Origin of the sequence: Ralstonia nicotianae, assembly GCF_018243235.1 — a bacterium.
GTDB lineage: Bacteria > Pseudomonadota > Gammaproteobacteria > Burkholderiales > Burkholderiaceae > Ralstonia > Ralstonia nicotianae.
Genome location: NZ_CP046675.1, coordinates 1,347,661 through 1,369,939 on the forward strand (window position 1 = coordinate 1,347,661; position 22,279 = coordinate 1,369,939).

Here is a 22,279-nt window from a genome sequence, read left to right on the forward strand (position 1 = left end):
CCATGCACGCCCCCTCCGGCCTGCTGATGAACGCCTTCGGGCATTTCTGCGCGTTCTGCGAGCGCCCCCTGCTGGATGAATCGTGGGTCTGGGACGCACGCACCGGCCGCTGTGTCGACGACGCGCCCGGTTCGGCCGCGGATTGGACGCATCTCTATCTGCTCGACCGCAATTGCTATGAAGCGCAATTGGCGGCCCCCCCGGTCGATCCCGCCGCCCTGCTGCTGCCGGATCAGCCGGGGGCTTTCGACCCGTCCAGGCCGGACAGCCCGCTGGCCTACACCCTGCAGCGCCTCACGCGCGTCCTCACCGATGAAGCCGGCCGCCACACCGGGCAGGCCGAAGCGGTCGACTGCGTCGTCGTGACCGGCAAGACCCCGCAGGCGCGCGCCACCATCGATCATTTCGCGCTCAACACGGCCTACTACCGGGCGGACGCGCGGTTGCTGACGATTCCCGAGGAAGCCGTCCTGCAGCTCGCCGACCGCAGGATGGAGCAACGCACCCTGGCCTGGCAGCGCGCGGCGGACGTCGCCGGAAAGATGCGGCAGGTGCCACGCGCCGCGCTCGGCTACGCGCTTGCCGAGCAGCTGCGCTTGCTGGTCGGGGCGATGGGATTCTGGTCATCGTGTGTCAGCGCCGCCTTCCCCGTGATCGAGAACCGAGGCGTGATGGGCCAGGTGTTCGTCGAGCCGCCGGAGGCCGAGCGCGCGCCACTGCGGGCGGCCGGCGCGATCAGCGGCATGGCTGCGCGCGAAGCCGCCTTGTTCGGCGGCAACGGGCCTTACCACACCTTCCCCGGCACCCGCGACATCTTCCAGCGGTGACGCCGGCCTGGCGACCGATCCTTGATCCGTTCGTGGAGCAGCGATGACTGAATTGGCACTCTCGGCCCTCGAGCCCGTCCTGCAATCGCTGTACGACCGGCTGGACGCCGCGCATCGCACATCGCCGAACGGCAATGTGCCCTTGAACGGGACGACGCTCGGCACCGACGGCAGCGCCATCCTTGCCGTCCTGCCGGAGGCGTTCGTCACGGCGTCGGTGACGTTCCTGGGCGACGGCCTGACGCTCGACAGCAACCCGGTCGCGCAAACGATCACGCTGGCCGGAACCTGCAGCAGCACCGCCCTCGGCCTGGACCAGCCCGGTCTGCATGCGGTATTCAGCCTGGATGCCGCCACCGGCGCCCTCGCCATGACGATGACGATCGGCGCCGACGACGGGTGGAGCCTCGACCAGAGTTTTCCGCTACTGGCGCAGACCTGGTTTTCCAATATCGGCTATGTGCAGGACACCACGCCACCGCCATGCCTGGTGCTGACCAGCCTCGCCGATGCGCAGCAGCGGTATGTCAAGGGGCTCAATGTGCGGGGCAGCCTCCAGACCGCGCAGTGGCCGCTCAATGCGCTGCCGCGGCTGATCAGCGGCGTATCGCCCACGCTGCAGACCACGGGGTCGGCCGAATCGGTGCACAACGATCAGCAATCGGTCGAGTCGCTCGTCATCATCACGCCGCTGCCGGATTTCAGCCTGCCGGCGACCATCCTGCCGGCCTTGGATTTCCGCGGCAACCGGCTTGCGCTTTACGCCAGATACAGCGTCACCACCAACCAGCAGGACCTGGTGACCGAGCAGTCCATCGACCTCTGTGCGGAAAGCGAAGTGACGGTCAACGGCGTGGCCCTGCCCCTGGCCGTGTACCTGCCGGTGCCGGGCGCCAACTGGGGCGTGGGCCTGGTGCCCGGCGCCCGGGTGCCGATCGGCCGGCTCGCGGATTTTCTGGCGGGGTTCGCCGGGGTCTCGCTCGGCACGGCGCTGCCGGATGCCGTCCGCGCGCTGAACGTGTTCGAGCTCAGGACGATGCAGGTGCGCCTGAATTCCGATCGCACCCGCTTCTCGTCGTTCTCCCTCGCGCTCGGCACCGTGCCGGCCGACGCGTCGGGTTCGGTGTGGAAGATCATCGATGGCGTGATCGAGCTGCACGCGCTCGATTTCAACCTGAACGTCGTGCGCGACAAGCAAGGCGCCCTGCAGATTTCCGGCTTTATCCAGGGGTCGGTCGATCTCGGCGCCAGCCTCCGGGTCAGCGCCAATATCGCCCTGCCGATCGGGCAAGGGCCATGGACGTTCTCCGCGCGCAGCACCCGGCCCATCAATGCGCTCGACGCGATCGGCGGCCTGTTCGGCAGCAACGACCTTGCGCAGTCCCTGCCGGCCGGCCTGGGCGCGCTGGCGTCCTACGTGCTGCAAAATCTGTCGTTCACCTTCGATCCGGCTCCGGAGCAACGCCAGCTCACGCGCGCCAATCTGGCCATTGCGACAGCGCAGCCTTGGGCCATCGTGACCGATCAGCTGGTGCTCGAGTCGCTGTACGTGGATCTCACGGTCGACCATCCGCGGCAGACGGGCATTTCCCCCTATGGGAAGGTCGGCGGCGCGCTGCGGATCGGTTCCGTCTATCTCACCGCGCAAGTGACCCGCGACGGCCCGGCCGCGCCGTGGCTGATCGCCGTCTCCGCCGCGCCGGTACCGCTGCCGTCGCTGGCCGAGATGACCCGGCTGCTGGCCGGCCAGAGCGTGGCCGATGCACTGCCGGACACGCTGGCCGGCAACCGTTTCTCGCTGTTCGGCGTGAGCGTTTCCGCCAACCTGACCACCCGCAAGGTGCAGCAGGTGACGTTCGGGCTGACCACCACCGGAAGCTGGACGGTCATCACCGACATCCTCGTGGTCAACGGCGTCGAGACGTATTTCGAATTCGACTGGACCGGCGCGGGCGGCGCACTGGCGATCACCGGCTATATCAGCGGCAGCGTGGCGTTCCTCGGCGCCAACTTCATGCTGAGCGCGACCAAGCGTGCCGGCGGCTGGGACCTGTCCGCCCAGCTCGACACCAGCACGCCGTTCACCCTGCAGAACGGCATCACCCGTTTCGGCAGCGCGGACCTGTGGAACAGCGTCGCCGCACTGGGCGTGCCCGATGTGTCGATCACGCGCGGCGGCCTCACTTACGCCACGGATACCCGTGACTACGCCCTGCAGGCCACGGTGGACTTTTCCGACCCGAGCCAGAACCGGCCGTGGACGGTGAGCATCGGCATCACCAGTCTCACGATCCGTTCGCTGGGCGCGGATATCACCGCCGTGCGAGCGGGCGACGGCACCGCCAAGGACAAGACGATCTGCGTCACCGGCGCGTTCGACATCGGCAGCGTCGGCTTCAAGGTCCTGTATGACACGAGCAAGGGCGTGGTGGTCGACTGCACCCTGGTCTCGGCCGACCATCCGGTGTCCGCGCGCGATATCGCCAGGTCGCTGCTGGGCGACAGCGCGGTGACCGCGGTGGAATACACCAGCGGGTTCATGCCGCTGGACCAGATCCTGTTCTCGGACGTCCATGCGCAGCTGGTGGTCGGGACGCGCGGCAGCACGTCGTCGTTCCGGCTCTACGGCACCATCACCGTGCAGGGTGCCAAGGTGAATGCCGTGCTGGCGATCCAGCGCGATGCCGCGGTCGGCTGGGGATTCGTGGTCGGCATCAAGGTCGACAGCCACTGGAGCCTGCCGGGCTTCACCGATGTGCTGGGCAGCTTCAATTTCGACAAGCAGACCTGGCTGGTGGCGGTCAGCTCGTTCAACAGCCCCGACTTCGCCTATCCCGCCGCGTTCAATCTCCCCGACTACAAGGGCGCGCTCAAATACCTCAACTTCTACGCGTCGTTCTCCACCGCCAGCACCGACCCGGCCGTCGGGGGCGTGACCAAACTCCTGCCGAGCAAGACCCTGCCGCCTTCGCTCACCGTGGCGGGCCTGGTTGCCGACAAGCTGGCCAATTCGTGGCTCAAGTGCACGCTCTACACCGACGCGGACGGTGTCCCCATCTTCGGCTGGGACACGATGCGGCTGATCAGCGTCGACTTCGTGATCAGCGGCAAGCCGGCCCTGGCGCTGCAATCGACCTTTCTCTACAAGGGCATCTACAACGTCGACCCGAACACCAAGCAGAAGCGCTATCTGCGCCTGCAGCTGTCGACGGGCGTGACATCGACGTATGCCTTCATCATCGCGTCCGGCGAGAACGGCCAGCCGATCTTCACCTGGAACGACGCGCTCGGCCTGGGCGGCTTCACGCTGCAGCTCGACTGGATCAAGCTCGGGCTGGTCTTCACGGGCCTGGGCATCGAGGGCGGCTTCGAGGGCATGGTGAGCTTCAGCAATCCGCCCAGGCAGGACGCGGTGCCCACGCTGATGCGCAACGTCCGGCCGCACCCGGCGGAGGTCGCCGAGACGCGCGGCCGCATGCGGCGCATGCGGGCCGTGCGCGCCTGCGGGCCGATCACGCTGGAGGCCGGCAATCCGGCCATTCCCGGCGTGCCGACCGACCTGAGCGCCTTCTGCGCGGAGCACCAGCCACCCGTGGACGATGCCGCCTACGAGCGCGCATTCGATCCCGACCAGATCATGGTCAAGATGCTGGCGGTCGTTGCGGTCACGGCGGCCAGCGAGGGCGTGCCGGTCCCCAGGCAGCTGGGCGCGCATATCGTCAACGTGACGATTCCCTACCTGCTCAAGCAGTTCGTGCGCATCGACGTGCCGTCGATCATCCAGCCGATCCAGCTGCCGGACGTCTGCTTCTACATCGCCATCGGCGACAGCCCCAGCGTGTTCGAGTTCTACTTTCACGGGGTCATCGTCATCTTCTACTGGCGCGGCGAGGTCGAGGCGCTGTTCCAGCTGCCGCATATCCGGTTTTCCGCCCGCATGGACCCGATCCTGATCGGGCCCAGCGCAAACAATCCGCTGATCGTGCTCGCCAAGGCCAGCAACGATCTGACGCACGGGCCCGACATCCTGGTCGACAGCCAGCCGCCGTCCGGCCAGCCCATGATCCGGGGCCACCTGTACTGCTCGTTCCTGACGATCTTCAATTTCGAGGCGGACATCGAGGTGTCGGCCGGGCCACCGCCGCTGATCCATTTCTCCGTCACGCAGAACCTCGGCTCGCTGCTGAACTACCACCTGACGTTCACCTACAGGGACCTGCTCTACATCCATGCGGAAGGCGGCTTCAGCATCAATCTCTCGACCCAGCAGGGCGCGAACAGCATCAGCGGCTTCTCGGTGACCAAGAACGGGCAGCCATACCGCATGGCCGATCACATCGATCTCACGCGGGTGCAAACCGCCACGGCCAACGCGATCGGGCTGATGATGTCCGCCAACACGGTGTTCACGCTGGATGCGAGCCCGAATCATCCGGTCTTCCAACTGCAGTTCCACGGCGATTTCGAGGTCGATCTCGGCGCGCGCTGCCAGATCACCTGCCGCCTGAATTTCGACTACAACGTCGATTCGAACACGCTGGAACGCCTGCCCGCCATCATCATCAGCCAGCTCGGGAGCAATGCCGCGCAGGTCTTCGGCGCACTGGTGCAGACGGCCGAATGCTTTGTCTGGTTCCTGGAGCAGGGGCTGCTCGTCCTGCTGGAAGCGGCGGATGCGGCAAAAGCGCTGGTGGGCGTGTTCGCGGTCGCCATCGACCGGTTCGTCGACCTGCTCAACACGCTCGGCAACGGGCTGGACACGCTCTCGAACTGGCTGTGGGACATCTTCGGCAGCCACGACTCCGAGCGCAACACGCGAGCGCTGCGCAACAACACCGACAACCGCTATTCCAGCAGCCAGGTCGCCAGCGCGGTGAAGCAGACGCAGGACAAAAAACAACCGAGCAACCCCTACACCGCGAGCGCGCTCATGCGAGACCAGGCCAATGCAGGTTATTCGTCCAGCGACGCGCTGAAGGCGCTGATCCACGTCTTCAGCCAGTACGCGCCCGGCGACATGGCCGTCGCGGCCGGCCGTCTGGCCGCGAACCCCACGCTCACCAGCTATACCCCCGGCGCGGTGGCCGTGGCGCTCAAGGCAAACTACGGCAGCGCGGTCGGCACCGCCGCCCAGATGCGGGCCGTGCTGGCGCAGGTCTATGCCGGGGCCGCGTCGCTGAGCGCGCAGCAGATGGCCAACGCGCTTGCCGCCGCCGGCTATCCGATGGGCGACGTGGCGAAGGTGCTGCACGACAACTATGCGCCGGACGTGCCCACGGCCGCGGCGATGGCCACCATCCTGACCCAGGCCTACCAGAGCCCACCGCCCGGGCCGGACGCGCTGGCCGCCGCCCTCGCTCCGTTCTACGACGCGCCGCCGGTCGGCAAAGCGCTCTTCGATCGTTTCCAGCCGACGTACCAGAACCAGCCGGGCGCGATGGCCACGACGCTGATCAGCGCGTATACGGCGGCCGGCAAGCCACTGACCGTGCAGGTCCTGCTGAGCGCGCTGGCAGGCTGCGGCTACACCGCGACGCAGTCCGCGCCGGTGGCGCACCAGCACTACCCGCAGCAGACCGCGACCGCGCCGGCGATGGCCGCGCTGCTGCGGCAGGTCTGGACCACGCTGCCGGTCGGCGACATGACCGCCGCCCTGGTGGCATGCCAGTACGATGCGACCGACATCGGCCGGGCGCTGCAGCAGTACTACGGCGTGGACGTCGGCACGCCGCAGCAGATGGCGGCACTGTTCGCCGCGCATGGCGTGGCCCTGGCGCAGACGGCCAAGGCGCTCAAGGCGCTGTACAGCGCCGGCATCGCCGATGCCTCGGCCATGGTTGCGCTGCTCAACGCAGCCTATGCCAACCCACACCCGACCGTGCAGGCGATGGCCGCCGCGCTGGCCGGCGCCCCCTATGCGCCAGCGGAATCCGCGCCGGCCCTGAAGAAGGCCTATCCCACGGACACGGCCACCGCCACGCTGATGGCCGGGATTCTCCGCGCCGCCTACGACGGCAGCGCGCTGAGCGCCGCGGTCATGGCGCAGGCGCTGGCGGCATCGCCGTTTGCCGCAACGGACACGGCCGGCGTCCTGCGCACCGACTACCCCACCGAAAGCGGTACCGTCGCACTGCTGGCCGGCCTGCTCAAGAACGCGCCCTACCCCGCGGCGGCCAATGCGGCAGCGCTGCGCCAATCCTTCCCGCAGGACACCCAGCACGCCAATCAGCTCGCGCCCGTGCTGGCGGGCGTGGGCTATGCGCTCGGCGATGTCGCGCCGGTGCTCAAATCCGGCTATCCGACCGAGGCCGGAACCGCCGCGCAGATGTTCACCGTCCTGAGCGCGGCCTTTACCCAGCCGGCGCCCACGGCGGCAACCATGGCCGCGGCGCTTGCCGTGTCGCCGTTCCCGCCCGCCGAGGCCGCGCCCGTCCTGAAGACCCACTATGCCGGCGCGACCGCCACCGCCGCCGACATGTATGCGCTGCTCAACAGCGCTTACCAGGCGCCGGCGCCAACCGCGCAGGCCATGGCGGGAGCGCTCGCGGCCTCGCCCTACGCCGTCGCCGATGTCGCGCCGCTGCTGCGCGCCCGCTACCCGACGGACGCGGGGACCGCGCCCAAGCTGGCCGCCATGCTGAAGACGGTCTACCAGGGGCTGGCGCTGGCCGACTGCCTCAACGGGCTGGCGCATGCCGCCTTCTCCGCGTACGACAGCGCGGCGGCCATGCCGGCCCTGTATCACCCGTTGCCCGAGGCGGCACTCTTTGCCGCCGCGCTGGACGCGGGCTATACCGGGCCGGCGGCGCTCAGCGGCGTGCAGATCGGCGTCGGCCTCGCATCGGCGGCCTACGACGCGGTGGGGCAGAGCAAGGGCATCCGCGCCGTCCGCGCGAACACCTCCGCGGGCCTGATGGCGGCCTACCTGATTGCGCTGTCCGATGCGAAGATGGCCCCGGCCCTGGGCGCGGCCGACAGCAGCCGGCAGGCGGGCGACGCACTGAACGCGGCAGCCACCAAGACCGTGGCGGCGGTCGCCTCGGTCAACGGTGAAATCCTGTGCATCGCGCTCGACAGCACGTATGCGCCGCCCAACCAGGGCATGCCAGCGCTTTGCACGGCGTGCGCCGGCGCCCTCGGCACCCAGGCCGCTGCCGCCGTCGCAACCGGCCTGCTGCTGACGGCCCCGGCCACCACCCCGGCGCAGTTGCTCGACACGCTCGCCGCCGGCTTCAGCGCGGCAGGCAAGGCATTGGACCCGCAGACCGCCGGCGCGGCCGTGGCTTCCGCGTTCGCGGCCATCGGGGCGGCGCCGGCGCAATCCGCGCTGGTTGCCCTGATGCTGGCGAAATACGGTGCGCAGGCCACCCCGGCGCTGCTGGCGCACCTGCTGATCCAGGCCTATGGCACGGCGGCAACCGTGGGGTCGGTGATCGGCGCGCTTGCCGGCGGCTATGCGCAGGCGGGGCTGACGCTGGGCGCCGTGATCGCGGCGGTGGCCGTGCAGCAAGGCTTCAGCCTGTCGGCCAAGGACACGGCACCGACTCTCACGGCGCTGGGCCAGGCGTTCTCGCTCACCCGCGTCCCCAACGATGTTGCCGCGCTGGGTGCGGCCATGAGCGCGGCGCAGTTCGACCTGCCCAGCGTCAGCGCCGCCATGCGCACCTTCTACGGCTCGAACTGGACCGTCTCGGCCTACGCGCGGCTGTCCGAGGTCTACTCGCAGCCGATCTTCCAGACCGCGATCCAGCGCGCCGGCGCCGGCATGACGGTGCAGCAGGCCGGCCCCAGCCTGAAGGGGCAGTACGGCAGCACCTCCGCCACGGAGATGGTCCACGTGCTGGCCTCGGCCTTCACGCTCGTCGCCACCGCAACCGGCGTGGTGCCGGTCGCCCAGGCGATGAAGGCGGCGGGCTACACGCTGGTCGACACGGCGGCCGCCATGCGGGCCCAGTACATGCCCGACTGGACGGTAGCGGACTACCAGAAGGTCAGCCAGGTCTTCACGCAGTCATGAACAACAGTGATCCCACACCCGATCCCAACAAGGAGGCGACGTGCGCAATCCCCAAGTCAGTGAACGCATCGGCCAGTTGATCCAGAGCGGCGTCACCACGCTCAAAGACACGCTGACAGGATGCCGCGTGGCGGGTTTCGGCCCGCTGGAATGCGCGCCGGTCAGCTATGGGCAGTTTCCGTCGACCAGCGCGAACGAGATGGCCAATACCATCGTGCGTGTCTGGCCCTGCCTCTATTCGGCCGACACCCTCACGCAGGCGCTGCAGGCCTGCACGAATCCGAGCACCAAGGCGCCCGCTTTCGATGCGGCCACCATCAGCGCCGCCGTGGCCCAGGCCGTGAGCCTGGCGTGGAGCGCAACGGGGGTCACCCAGGACTTCTGTCACGAACTGGGCCTGTACCAGGGCGACGTGGCCCATATGAAGGCCAACGCCGAGAACGTGGACTACCTGGTCATCTCTTGCGTGCCGGGCGACTACACGCCGTCCGCGGGCTCGGTGCTCGCGGCGCTGCAGGCGATCGGCGTCAACGTTGCCGCGCTGGCGCAGAACAAGGCGGCCGACTATCGCTCCACACATCACTGCTGGATCAGCCAGCCGATCGCCAACCAGGCGTTTGCGCGGCTGGTGGTGTTTGAATCGACCGGCGCCGCCGCGCCCGCCGCCATTCCCGGCGTCTTCGACGGCATCCGGCAGTTCCAGCCCACCGTGCCGGCGGTCCCGGCCGCGGGCATCGTCGTGGCCACCACGCTGCTTTCCACCGGATCGGCCGGTGCCAACCCGAATGCCGTGCTGACGGCGCTGGTCGGCGGCGCCATGTCGGCGATCAACGGCGGCTACAACCTGCTCGGCGTGCGGGTGGTGGTGTTCACGCCGTCCTGGCTGGCCGGCCTGACCACCCAGTTCACGCAGCTCAAGCAGCAGTACGGCCTGCAGTGATCCCCGTTCATCCGCTCTCCCCTCTGGAGGTGCTTTCATGGCAATGACCCTGCTCGACAGCGTGGCGATCGACCACCCCGGCGCCATCGCGCGCAATTTCAACCTGTACGTGGGCGACGTGGCCGACATGACCGGCCACAACGTGGACGTCCTCGCGGTCTCGTGCCTGCCCGGAGACTACACACCCTCGCCCGGCTCGGTCCTGGGTGCCCTGGCGGCGCGGGGCGTCAGCGTGCAGGCCATGTCGGGCAACAAGGCCGCGAACTACGAGCCCGACCTGCCGTGCTGGATCTCCAACCCGGTGTCCAACCCGCAGCCCGGCATCGCGTTTTCCAGGGTGCTGGTCTACGAGCCGGCCAGCCCGGCAACCAACAGCGTGAACCTGGTGTCGGCGATCTTCACGGCGCTGAGCGCGTTCCGGGGCAGCGCCCAGACCTCGGTGGCGATGCCGCTGGTTTCCACCGGATCGGCCGGCGCCGATCCCTCGCTGATCATGCGGGCGCTGTTCTTTGCCGCGGTCTCGTGGGGCTCGCGGGCGGCGTTCCCGCTGTCGACGATCAATCTGGTGCTGTACCAGGGCAACCCGCAGCTGAATGCCCAGTTGCAGGCGCTCTTTGCCGACCTGAAGAACCGCTACCAGCATGTCGACACCATCCCGCCCAGCAACTATGTCAGCCAGGCCAAATCCATTGCCGACAGGGGCGGCTTCCCGTCTTACCTCACCTACCGCCAGGTTTGGGGCATCGCGCTGTACACCACGAATTACGCCTACACCGTCAACCCGGTGCTGCGCGCATCCAACATCACGAACGCGGACTATCAGGCATTGATGCCCGTCTTCGAATGGATCGATTCGGGCCTGGCAAACATACCGAGCTGGGCCGGACAAGCCAACCGCGGCCAAGGCTTCTACGCCGGCGCGTACCAGGAATACCAGGTCGGGAATATCCTTCTGCATCTGGCCTACATGAGCTATTCATCGGGTCAAGGCTTTCCCGGCGCCATGCGCATTCACACCACGAGTGGCACGGCAAAGCCGATCAGCGCGTATTCGGCATTCCCCAGCGAGCAGGAAGTCCTGTTCGGCCGCAGCATGCGGGACCGCGTCACGCAGGCGAACTGGAACGCCAGCCACAACGGCGGCGAGTTCTACACGCAGCAACTGGTCCCGCGCTGGGGTGCATTGTTCGATGAACAGCAGCCGGCACTCATCGCTTCCGAGGCATAACGACAGGAGATCATCATGGCGCTGCCAACCATCAGCCGCGAAGCGGTTGCCAAGGTCCTCGACCTGGCTCCGCACATCGACACCGTGACCGCCATGGCGGGACCGGTGGAGCCCCATCCGGACCTGCGCACCATTGTCGATACGCTCGACGAGACCGGGTTCATCGCCCCCTTCGACTGGCCCGCCGAATTCCGGGATCGCCTGGACGACCTCACCAACGACGATCTGCTGAGGGCGGCAGACCTCGAGACGCTGCGCAAGGTCCTCACCGCGCAGATCCGGCTCAACCGGTTCAGCGAAGGCTACCTGGACGAAGTGGTCAAGCAGGGCAAGTGGGCGACGATCATCGGCCGCCTGCGCTGGCTCTACGACAACAACCGCGTGTAACCGGGCAAACAAGGGAGACGACATCATGAACAAGCACGGAGGCGCACGCCGATTCCTGGCCGCGCTGGCACTGAGCCTGGCCTGCACGGTGTTTCCAACGCTGGCGCTCGCCCAGGCCGCGCCGCCGCTCGATCCGCCGGCCACCGGCGACACGCGGGCTCCGGGCTTCTTCGGCGCACTGTCCGACATCCATTTCAACCCGTTCTATGATCCCGCCCTCGTCGACAGGCTGGCCGCCGCGGAGCCGTCGGCGTGGGACGGCATTTTCAAGACGTCGTCCATCACCGAGCCGGCCGGCCCCGGCAACGACACCGACTACCCGCTGCTCAAGACGACGCTGGACGCCATCGCCCCCCAGGCGCGGAGGCTGGACTACGTGATCCTGCCCGGCGATTTCCTGACCCACGATTTCCGCGAGAACTACATGCTGTACGCGTCCGACAAGTCGGATGCCGCCTACCGCAGCTTCGTGCTCAAGACCATCCGCTACGTGGCGATGGGGCTGAAAGCGCGGTTTCCCGACGTGCCGGTCGTCGCCACGCTGGGCAACAATGATTCATTCTGCGGCGACTACCAGATCGAGCCATCCAGTGAATTCCTGTACGACCTCACGGCCACCATGGCGGAAGCGGCCGGCAGCCCGGCCGGTTTTTCCGCGTATCCCGAGCTGGGCGCCTATGTGATTCCGCACCCCCGGACGGCTCGCCATTATTTCGTGGTGCTGGAAAACACGTTCCTGTCTGCCAAGTACCGGAACACCTGCGGGCTCACTTACACCAATCCGTCGCAAGCCCTGCTGCTGTGGCTGGAATCCACCCTCTATCGCATGAAGCGGGAAAACGCCACCGCCACGCTCGTCATGCACATCCCCTCGGGGATCGACGCCTACAGCTCGACCCGGGCGTGCGGTTTCTCTTCCTCGCCCGTACCCTATTTTGCGGCCGGGAGCGGGGACGCATTGGCAAACATCCTCCAGCGCTACCCGGACCAGGTCCGTGCGATCTTTACCGGCCACAGCCACATGGACGATTTCCGGGTGCTCTCGGACAGCGGCGGCAAGCCCTTTGCGTATGAGCGCGTCATTCCGTCCGTCACGCCCTTCTTTCGCAACAATCCGGGCTACCAGATCTACAGCTACGAGCGCGCCACCGGCGCCCCCCTCGACTACTGGGCCCGCACCTATGCCGCATCGGGCCAGTCGAACACGCGCGCCTGGCGATGGGAGTACGGGTTCCAGCAGGCGTACAACGTGGGAGAGCTCTCCCCGGACAACCTGAACACGCTGGCCGCGGCCATCGCCAAGGACCCGGCAACGCGCGCCAAGTACATCGCGTTCTATACCGGCGGCGCCAACTCCGGAACGATCACCAATCGGAACTGGCCGGCGTTTGCCTGCGCACTCACCAACCTGAGCGCGAAAGCCTTTTCGACGTGTTTTTGCGGGGGAGCACAGTGATGGCCGCGTCCGCAAGGCAGGCTGCCCGCTGCGCCGATGCACCGCCCGTCGCGTTCGAGGCACGCCGGGCGTTCTGAGGTTCCCGGCGGGGCGGCCCGGGCCAGGCCGAACGGCCTATCGGTGGCGGCCCGCACCGCCCCGGCCTCGTCGGTGGATGGATCGCGGTCATGACGGGTGCGACGCCCGTCGTGAACGTTCCATGCGAAGCGGTAGCAGGCGCCGCGACCCGGACGGCTCAGGCAGCGAACGCCCAGCCCCGCAACGGGACCGCGCGCCATCCGGACAAGCGCGACGGCCGCGCGGCGATGGTCTTCAGTTCGACCGCTGGCAAGCCGCCACGCGATTGACGGCAATCGTGCCGCCGCCATCGCTGTGGGCCCAGACCACGTCGCCGCTGCCGGTGGTCACCATCTCCTGGAACGCATCGATGGACAGCGCCGTCTTCACCGGCCCTTCCAGCATCTTGCCCGTGGCGGCATCGGCCACGGCCAGCACCAGCTTGCCGCCGGACTTCCAGCCCATCAGCAATTGGTTCGTGCCGTAGGCCGCCATGTACGGCCGGAACGGATAGGCGGTGTCGAGCGAGGTCGCCGCCGCGACGGTGCTCAGCGGGGTCATGGCCGTCCCGCTGTTGGGCAGCTTCGCCAGCTTGAGCGACAGCTTGCCGCCGGCCGGCTCGATGTAGTTCAGCCAGAAGCCGTTGCCGGCGGGAACCAGGCCGCCCAGCGCGCGCCGTGACGGATCGGTATTGCTCAGCCACTGCAGCGTGTCTTGCCTGGCGGCAGGCGCGGCCATGTGCACGTATTGCATCGCGTTGGGATACGCGTCGCCATGGCAGGCGGCGGCCCATTGCGCACCGTTGTAGCCCGCGCGCACCGACCAGCTATGGCTGCACCCCCAATCCCAACCGCCGGGCACCAGGGCACCCGTATCGGCACGCACGAACTTGAGGGTATCGCCGGCGTGAATGTCCACCTCGCCCGCCACGCCCGGCCGGGCCGTCGACATGGCCGAGCGGAAGTAGACCTCGATGGTCTTGCCGTCGGTCGCCAGCCGCGCGGTATGGCCGTACCACCAGATAAACTGGGCGCCGACGCTGTCGGCATTGGCCTTCTTGGTCAGCGTGGTGCGCGCGATCTGGCTGCCGTTGCCGCGCAGCAGCACGAGATCCATCTTGCCGCAGACCGCGTTGTCCGGCGTGCTGGCGCTGTAGCAATACTTGGGCGAGTAGATGTCCGGATCATCGGCGACCACGGCCAGCGCGAGCCCGCCATTGGCTGTCGCCAGCGCGGCATGCACCTGCAGTCCGTCCACGCTGGGCAGCGATTGGGCGGGCACATCGTTGGCCGTCAGCGTCGACAAGCGGATGCGCTTGGAGACCGTGTCCGTCCAGGCCAGCACGGCGGTGCCGTCGGCGCGCGGTGCGATCACCGTCGGCGTGTATTCATCGCTGGGCGATACGTTGCCGCCCACCGCGACGCGGGTTGCGCGCACGCGCTGATCCAGCGGGTCGCAGGCGGTCGCGGTCTCGGCCGACACCGCCACGCCGGAGCACGCCAGCGCCGCAATGCCCGCCATCCGAGAAAGAACAGTCTTCATGGTCGGTCCTTCTTCGTCGGCAAAGTACTGGGCAAGGTAGTGCCCCGGTATCCCGGACACCCTCAACTTTCCTCAACGGACCCGCCCTCGTGACCCGCCCGACCGACCGCTCCGCGGGCCGGCGTGGCGTGCCGCCGGCCCCGATGAACCTGACCCTGTTGCGAGCTCCCGGCATGCGCCGGCGCGGCGCCGTGCGGCATGCGTCGCACGGTTCCCGTCCGCCATGCCGGGAGGTGAAACTCAGGCCAACCCGCCCTGGCACAGATATTTGATCGACAGATAGTCGTCGAGCCCGTACTTGGAGCCCTCGCGGCCGTAGCCCGATTCCTTCACGCCGCCGAACGGCGCAGCCTCGCTGGCGAGCGCGCCTTCGTTGATGCCGACGATGCCCGCCTCCAGCGCGTGCGCGACACGGTCGATGCGGCGCACATCCTGCGAATAGAAATACGCGGCCAGGCCGAACGGCGTGTCGTTGGCGGCCCGCACCGCTTCGGCCTCGTCGGTGAAGCGGAACAGCGGCACCACCGGGCCGAAGGTCTCCTCGCCGCACAGCGCCATGCCGGGGTGGGCGTCCGCCAGCACGGTCGGCGCGTAGAAGTGCGTGCCAACTTCCGGCAACCGCTTGCCGCCGGCCAGCACGCGGGCGCCGTGTGCGACGGCGTCCTGCACGTGGCGCTCGATCTTGTCGACGGCGCGGGCGTTGATCATCGGGCCGATCTGCGCGTCGGGGTCGGTGGCGGGCGCGACTTTCAGCGCCGAAACCCGTGCGGCCAGCATGGCGGCGAAGCGGTCATACACGCCGGCCTGCACGTAGACGCGATTCGGGCACACGCAGGTCTGGCCGCCGTTGCGGAACTTGGCGGACAGCAGCCCCGCGATGGCCGCATCGAGGTCGGCATCGTCGAACACGATGAACGGCGCGTTGCCACCCAGCTCCAGCGACAGCTTCTTGAGCGTGCCCGCCGATTCGCGCGCGAGGTGCTTGCCGACCGGCGTGGAGCCGGTGAAAGTGATCTTGCGCACCCTGCCGTCCTGCAGCCAATCCGCCACCGCCGCCACGCCGCGCTCGCGCGAGGCGGCGATCATGTTCAGCACGCCCGGAGGCAGGCCCGCCTCCTGCGCGAGCTGGGCCAGCGCCAGCGCGGTCAGCGGCGTGTCCTCCGCCGGCTTGGCGACCACCGTGCAGCCCGCCGCCAGCGCAGGCGCGATCTTGCGCGCGATCATCGCCAGCGGGAAATTCCACGGCGTGATGGCGGCAACGATGCCGATCGGCTCCTTGATCGCGCTCATGCGCTTGCCGCGCTGCTGCTGCGGGATGAGGTCGCCGTAGATGCGCGTGGCTTCGTCGGCGAACCAGGCCACATAGGATGCACCGTACATCACCTCGCCGCGCCCCTCGGCAAAGGGCTTGCCCTGCTCCAGCGAGATCAGCCGCCCCAGCGCATCGGCGTTGGCGACGATGGCCGCATGCCAGCGGCGCAGGATGGCGGCGCGCTCGGCCGGCAGCGTGTCGCGCCACGCCGGGAGGGCACGCGCGGCGGCATCGGTGGCGGCGCGCGCATCGGCGGCGCTGCTGTCGGCCACCTGGGCGATGATGCTGCCGGTGGCCGGGTCGGTGACGGCGTAGCGCGCGCCGTCGGCGCCGGCGCTCCAGCGGCCGTCGATCAGGTTGTCGGTGCGGATCAGCCCGGTGTGGCGGAGCTGGTCGAATGTGAGGGCCATCGGTCGGCTCCTTGAATGCGTCGGATCGGGATCAGGCCAGGTGCGAGGCGATCGCCTCGCCCACCTGCGTGGTGTTGGCCGAGCCGCCCAGGTCAGGCGTGCGCGGCCCGCCCTTGAGCACGGCCTCGATGGCCGCGACGATGGCGTCGTGCGCCGCGCGGCCCGCGCCCTGCCCCTCGGTGAGGAAATCCAGCATCAGCGCCGCCGACCAGATCATGGCGATCGGGTTGGCGATGTTCTTGCCGTAGATGTCCGGGGCCGAGCCGTGCACCGGCTCGAACAGCGAGGGGAACGTGCGGTCCGGATTCAGGTTGGCCGAGGGCGCGAGGCCGATGGTGCCGGTGGTCGCGGGGCCCAGGTCCGAGAGGATGTCGCCGAACAGGTTGGTCGCGGCCACCACGTCGAAGCGCCCGGGCTGCAGCACGAAGCGCGCGGTGAGGATGTCGATGTGCTGCTTGTCCAGCGTCACCTCGGGGTAGTGCTCGGCCACCTCGTCGGCGCGCGCGTCCCACCAGGGCATGCTGATGGCGATGCCGTTGCTCTTGGTGGCCAGCGTCACGTGCTTGCGCGCACGGCTGCGCGCGAGGTCGAAGGCGAACTTCAGCAGGCGTTCCGCACCCTTGCGCGAATACACGGATTCCTGGATCACCACCTCGCGGTCGGTGCCTTCGTACATGATGCCGCCGAGCGAGGTGTACTCGCCCTCGGTGTTCTCGCGCACCACGTAGTAGTCGATGTCGCCGGGCTTGCGGTTGGCGAGCGGGCACGGCACGCCCTCGAACAGGCGCACCGGGCGCAGGTTGATGTACTGGTCGAACTCGCGGCGGAACTTCAGCAGCGAACCCCACAGCGAGATGTGGTCGGGCACGGTCGCGGGCCAGCCGACCGCGCCAAAGAGGATGGCGTCCGCGCCCTGCAGCTGCGCCTTCCAGTCGTCGGGCATCATCCGGCCGTGCTGCAGGTAGTAGTCGCAGCTGGCCCATTCGATGTGCTGGTATTCGAGATCGATGCCGAAACGGCGCGCGGCGGCATCGAGCACGCGCAGGCCTTCGGGCATCACTTCGCGGCCGATGCCATCGCCGGGGATCACGGCGATCCGGTACGTCTTGCGGGTCATGTCGATTACGTGTTGGAAGAGGAGAAAAAAGCGTTATGCCGGCTGCGGCGCCAGGAACTCGCGCGCCAGCTTGCGGGCGCCGTTGGCGAACAGCAGGATGTCGATGCCGGTGGCGACGAAGGTGCAGCCCAGGTCCAGGTAGTGGCGCGCCAGCGCCGGATCGGAGGTGAGCGTGCCCGCCGCCTTGCCCGACGCGATGATCGTGCGGATCGCCGCGTCGATGGCGCGCTGCACGTCGGGATGGCCCGCGTTGCCGCGATGGCCCATCGACGCCGCCAGATCGGCCGGACCGATGAACACGCCATCCACGCCCTCCACCGCGCAGATCGCCTCGAGGTTCTCCAGCGCCGTCACGGTCTCGGCCTGCACCAGCAGGCAGGCTTCGTCGTCGGCAATGTGCAGGTAGTCGGTGCGGGCGCTCCAGCGCGAGGCGCGGCCCACCGCGCTGCCCACGCCACGGATGCCGTACGGCGGATAGCGTACCGCGCGCACCAGCTCGCGGGCCTGCTCCGGCGTATCGACCATCGGCACCAGCAGCGTGCGCGCGCCGATGTCGAGCAGGCGCTTGATGAGGGCCGGGTCGCCGTTGACCGGGCGCACGATGGGCTCGGCGCGGTACGGGGCCACGGCCTGCAGCTGCGCGAGGATGCTGCGCAGGTCGTTGGGCGCGTGCTCGCTGTCGATCAGCAGCCAGTCGAAGCCGGCGGTGGCGCTCACCTCGGCCAGGTAGGGGTCGCTCATCGCCAGCCAGAAGCCGATCTGGCGCTGCCCGGCGGCCAGCGACGTCTTGAAGCGGTTAGGCGCGGGCGTCTGCATTGCTTCGTCCATGCGAATTCGGATTCAGGGTTGTGGTGTTGGGCTCGAAGGCGATGGGTTCGACCTTGCCGAGCAGGAAGAGGTAGTTGAGGATGGCCAGGCCGATCAGCGCGGCGGAGAACACCAGCGCCGGAATGAACGAGCCGGTGGCGCCGACGATGGCACCGGTGACGATCGGGCCGACCACGCCGCCCATGTTCGAGACGCTGTTCTGCAGCCCGGCCACCATCGACACCGTGTTGCCCGGCGCCACGTCCGCCGGCAGCGCCCACACCTGCGAGGCCGCCACCGTGGTGCCCGACTTGGCGATGCACAGCAGGATCACCGCCACCACCGCCGACTGCGCGAACGCCGCCAGCCCGATGCTCGACGCCATCACCAGGCCGATCACCAGGAACAGCTTGCGCGTGGCGGTCAGCGACAGCTTGCCCGACGCATACACGCGGTCCGACGCCCAGCCCGCGAACACCTCCACGAACATCGACACGAACAGCGGCAGCGAAGCCATGAAGCCCATCTCCATCAGCCCCATGCCGCGCTCCTTGACGAGATACGTCGGCAGCCAGGTGATGAAGAAATACGAGTTGTAGTTGATCATGAAGAAGCCGATGCACATCGCCCAGACGTTGCGGTGCGTCAGCAGCTTGGTCCAGGGCATGGCCGGCGCATCGGCGCCGCGCGCGGGCGGCAGGCCCTTCTGGATGTGCGCGAGCTCGGCCGCGTTCACGCCCTCGTGCTCGGCCGGAGAATCCCTGAACACCAGCGCCCACACCACGCACCAGACGATGCCGAGCGAGCCGGCCACGGTAAAGGTGATCTTCCAGTCGAACGTCACCAGCAGCCATGCGATCAGCGGCAGGGCGATCGCGCTGCCGAGCTTGGAACCGCTGTCGAAGATGGCCGCCACGGTGGCGCGCTCCTGCTTGGGGAACCAGCGCGACGTGATGCCGGCATTGCTGGGATACGCCCCCGCCTCGCCCACGCCCAGCGCCACGCGCAGGCCCACCAGCGACTTGAAGCCGGTGGCCAGCCCCGTCACCGCCGTCGCCAGCGACCACCACAGCACCGCGAAGCCCAGCACCTTCTTCTGTCCGAAGCGGTCGGCCAGGATGCCCGCCGGCAGCTGCAGCAGCGCGTACGACCAGAAGAACGCCGACATCACGATGCCCATCTCCACCGCGCTCAGGTGGAACTCCTTCTGGATGTGCGGCGCGGCGGCCGACAGCACGGTGCGGTCGATGTAGTTGATGGCGATCGCCGCCCACATGAGGCCGGCGACGAGCCAGCGCACCTTGGAGCGCTGTCCGCGTTGTGGGGTGTCCTGCATGGTTGGTCTCCTGTATGTGTGATGTCGTTCTGTCGGGCCGCGCGTCGAGGCGTCAGCTCACGATGCCCATATGCCAGGGCACGAATTCATGATCGCCCAGACCGAGCAATTCGCTCTTGGTGCGCTCGCCCGAGGCAGCGCGCAGGATGTGTTCGAAGATATCCTGCCCCATCGCTTCCACCGAGCGCTCGCCGTCGAGGATGCGGCCGCAGTTGATGTCCATGTCCTCCTCCAGCCGCGTGAACATCGGCGTGTTGCTGGCGAGCTTGAGGGTGGGCGCGGGCTTGGAGCCGAACATCGAGCCGCGCCCGGTGGTGAAGCAGATCAGGTTGGCGCCGCTGGCGATCTGGCCCGTCACGGCGACCGGGTCGTAGCCCGGCGAATCCATGAAGACGAAGCCGGCGCGGTCGATCGGCTCGGCGTATTCGTAGACGGCCTGCAGCGGCGTGGTGCCGCCCTTCATGGCCGAGCCGAGCGACTTCTCGAAGATGTTGGCCAGGCCGCCCTGCTGGTTGCCCGGGCCCACCACGCCGTTGAACTGGCCGTTGTGGCCGTGCGTATAGCGCTCCCACCAGGCCAGGCGGTCGAGCAGCTTCTGGCCGACCTCGGGCGACACCGCGCGGCGCGTCAGCATGTATTCCACGCCATGGATCTCGGGCGTCTCCGACAGGATGGCCGTGCCGCCGTGGCGCACCAGCAGGTCCATCGCCGCGCCCAGCGCCGGGTTGGCGGTGATGCCCGAGAAGCCGTCCGAGCCGCCGCACTCCAGGCCGATCTTCAGGTGGCTGGCGCTCACCGGCTGGCGCGCCACGTCGTTCGCCTGCGGCAGCATCTTCCGGATGGCATCGATGCCCGCCTCGATGGTGGCACGCGTGCCGCCGGTCTCCTGCATCACCAGCGTGTGCATCAGCTTGCCGGTCTCCAGGCCCTGCGAGGCCATCAGATCGGCCACCTGGTTGCGCTCGCAGCCCAGGCCGACGATCAGCACGCCGGCCAGGTTCGGGTGCCGCGCATAGCCGGCCAGCGTGCGGCGCAGCACATCGAAATGCTCCGACGGCGAAGACATGCCGCAGCCGCTCGTCTGCGCGAAGGCGACCACGCCGTCCACGTTGGGAAACGGCGCCAGCCGCTGCGGCGTGAACCACGCGGCGATGTTCTTGATGACGCTGGACGAGCAGTTGACCGAGGCCAGGATGCCGATGAAGTTGCGCGTGGCCACGCGCCCGTCCGGCCGCACGATGCCCTGGAAGGTGGCGCGCTGCGCCTCGGGCAGGTAGTCGACGGGGCGCACATCCTGGCAGAAGCCGGGGTCGCGCTCGAAATCGATCAGCTCGACGTTGTGCGTGTGCACGTGCTCGCCCGGCTCGATGTCGCGCGCGGCGCGGCCGATGACGGTGTCGTACTTGCGGATCGCCTCGCCGCGCGCGATGCGGCAGGCGGCGATCTTGTGGCCGGCCGGCACCTGGGCCCGCAGCCGCACCGTCGCGCCGCCCAGCGACAGCGGCTGCCCGAGCGACAGTGCCGCGCGGGCGATCAGCACGTTGTCGGCCGGGTTCAGCCGGATCAGCGGGCCGTTGTCGGTCACGCGATCGGCCTGGGTTGCCTGCAGCATCCTTGCTCCTCCGTGGCTGTCTTCGGTGCAGCCGTTCTTGATGGTGGGGTTTTGATGTTACCGGTTTATGTAACCGGTAACATTCGGGCAATCCTAGACGGCTTTTGCGATAATTGCTAGCCCTCCTTTTCCCTAGCCGGCCGACAACCACCCGTGACCAAATCCTCCAACGCGTCTGTCGCAGAAACCGCGCCCGCCCCCGCGCGCCGCGCGCGCAAAAGCACCGGGCGCATCACATTGAGCGATCTCGCCAGGCTGGTCGGCGTGACCAAGGTCACGGTATCGCGGGCGCTGAACACGCCGGAGCTGGTTTCGGCCGACACGCTCGGGCGCGTGCGCGAAGCCGTGCGCCAGACCGGCTACACGCCCGACCTGGTGGCCGGCTCCCTGGCATCGAACCGCAGCCGGCTGATCGTCGCGCTGATCCCCACCATCGCGGGCAGCGTGTTCCAGGAGACCATCGCCGCGCTGACCACCAAGCTGGCGGCGGCGGGCTACCAGTTGCTGATCGGGCAGAGCGGCTATGACGAATCGCGCGAAGACGCGCTGCTCGACGCCATCGTCGGACGGCGCCCCGCGGGCATCGTGCTCACCGGCGTCGCGCACTCGGCCAGCGTGCGGCAGAAGCTGCAGGCCGCCGGCGTTCCGGTGGTGGAGACGTGGGACATCACGCGCACGCCGCTCGACATGCTGGTCGGCTTCTCGCACCAGAAGGTCGGGCAGGCGGCGGCCCGCTATCTGAAGCAGCGCGGCGCGCAACGCCCCGCCGTCATCACGCCGAACGACCGCCGCGCGCAGGCGCGCGCGCAGGCCTTCGTGAAGGCGTTCGGGAACAGCGCCGGCATCCCCGTGATCGCCGCGGAATCGCCCGCCGGGCTGGGCGACGGCCGGCGCGCGCTGGGCGAGCTGCTCGATCGGCATCCCGACATCGACGCCGTGTTCTGCGGCGCCGACATCCTCGCGCTGGGCGTGCTGATGGAAGCCGGCCACCGGGGCCTTGCCGTGCCGGCACAGCTGCGCGTGGTGGGCTACGGCGACCAGGCATTCGCCCGCGACACCACGCCCGCCCTCACCACCATCCGCATCGACGGCACGGGCATCGGCAAGCTGGCGGCCTCGCTGCTGATCGAGCGCATCGAGCACGGCGACGCGGCGCGCCGCACGGTCGACGTCGGCTTCACGCTGGTGGAGCGGGACAGCGCCTGAAGCGCATGCGACCGTCGCGTCGGCG

13 protein-coding genes are annotated in these 22,279 nt (G+C 68.5%); 7 read left to right on the forward strand and 6 right to left on the reverse strand.

Going from position 1 to position 22,279, the window contains the following annotated elements:
* The first annotated feature begins 2 nt into the window (after positions 1 to 2).
* The 6 genes from GO999_RS21920 to GO999_RS21945 are packed head-to-tail and all read left to right on the forward strand — an operon-like array spanning position 3 to position 12,855.
* Complete coding sequence (locus GO999_RS21920) at positions 3 to 827, forward strand: hypothetical protein (protein WP_249215085.1); 825 nt, start codon at positions 3 to 5, stop codon at positions 825 to 827.
* A 43-nt stretch (positions 828 to 870) separates the two neighbouring features.
* Positions 871 to 8,844, forward strand: coding sequence for a hemagglutinin (locus GO999_RS21925; RefSeq protein WP_211906871.1), 7,974 nt, complete (start codon positions 871 to 873; stop codon positions 8,842 to 8,844).
* Positions 8,845 to 8,884: 40 nt separating this feature from the next.
* The gene (locus tag GO999_RS21930) at positions 8,885 to 9,784 is read left to right on the forward strand and encodes a hypothetical protein (protein WP_016726460.1); all 900 of its coding nucleotides are present in this window, start codon (positions 8,885 to 8,887) and stop codon (positions 9,782 to 9,784) included.
* Positions 9,785 to 9,821: 37 nt separating this feature from the next.
* A complete protein-coding gene (locus tag GO999_RS21935; RefSeq protein ID WP_211906872.1) occupies positions 9,822 to 11,012 on the forward strand; it encodes an ADP-ribosyltransferase family protein in 1,191 nt (396 codons plus the stop codon).
* Between the two features lie 15 nt (positions 11,013 to 11,027).
* Positions 11,028 to 11,399, forward strand: coding sequence for a DUF6508 domain-containing protein (locus tag GO999_RS21940; protein ID WP_011004854.1), 372 nt, complete (start codon positions 11,028 to 11,030; stop codon positions 11,397 to 11,399).
* 25 nt (positions 11,400 to 11,424) lie between these two features.
* The gene (locus GO999_RS21945; protein WP_197672502.1) at positions 11,425 to 12,855 is read left to right on the forward strand and encodes a metallophosphoesterase; all 1,431 of its coding nucleotides are present in this window, start codon (positions 11,425 to 11,427) and stop codon (positions 12,853 to 12,855) included.
* A gap of 312 nt (positions 12,856 to 13,167) precedes the next feature.
* Here the strand turns inward: GO999_RS21945 and GO999_RS21950 are convergent, their stop codons facing one another.
* The 6 genes from GO999_RS21950 to GO999_RS21975 all read right to left on the reverse strand — a co-directional run bounded on the left by GO999_RS21950 (position 13,168) and on the right by GO999_RS21975 (position 21,048).
* Positions 13,168 to 14,454 carry a hypothetical protein gene (locus GO999_RS21950; RefSeq protein ID WP_165592171.1) on the reverse strand — a complete coding sequence of 429 codons (1,287 nt, stop codon included), beginning with the start codon at positions 14,452 to 14,454 and terminating at the stop codon, positions 13,168 to 13,170.
* A gap of 240 nt (positions 14,455 to 14,694) precedes the next feature.
* Positions 14,695 to 16,176: an NAD-dependent succinate-semialdehyde dehydrogenase gene (locus GO999_RS21955; RefSeq protein WP_028862000.1), complete on the reverse strand. Its 1,482-nt coding sequence runs from the start codon at positions 16,174 to 16,176 to the stop codon at positions 14,695 to 14,697.
* Between the two features lie 31 nt (positions 16,177 to 16,207).
* The gene (locus GO999_RS21960; protein WP_165592170.1) at positions 16,208 to 17,293 is read right to left on the reverse strand and encodes a tartrate dehydrogenase; all 1,086 of its coding nucleotides are present in this window, start codon (positions 17,291 to 17,293) and stop codon (positions 16,208 to 16,210) included.
* Positions 17,294 to 17,326: 33 nt separating this feature from the next.
* The gene (hpaI, locus tag GO999_RS21965) at positions 17,327 to 18,121 is read right to left on the reverse strand and encodes a 4-hydroxy-2-oxoheptanedioate aldolase (protein WP_020830578.1); all 795 of its coding nucleotides are present in this window, start codon (positions 18,119 to 18,121) and stop codon (positions 17,327 to 17,329) included.
* Positions 18,090 to 19,436, reverse strand: coding sequence for an MFS transporter (locus GO999_RS21970; protein WP_058907984.1), 1,347 nt, complete (start codon positions 19,434 to 19,436; stop codon positions 18,090 to 18,092). Before GO999_RS21970 ends, hpaI begins: the two co-directional genes overlap by 32 nt.
* 52 nt (positions 19,437 to 19,488) lie before the next feature.
* A complete protein-coding gene (locus GO999_RS21975) occupies positions 19,489 to 21,048 on the reverse strand; it encodes a D-arabinonate dehydratase (protein WP_058907983.1) in 1,560 nt (519 codons plus the stop codon).
* A gap of 231 nt (positions 21,049 to 21,279) precedes the next feature.
* Here GO999_RS21975 and GO999_RS21980 point away from each other — a divergent pair, with 231 nt between their 5' ends.
* Positions 21,280 to 22,254 (forward strand): LacI family DNA-binding transcriptional regulator, encoded by a 975-nt coding sequence (locus GO999_RS21980; RefSeq protein ID WP_408004896.1) that lies wholly within the window; start codon positions 21,280 to 21,282, stop codon positions 22,252 to 22,254.
* The last annotated feature ends 25 nt before the right edge of the window (positions 22,255 to 22,279 follow it).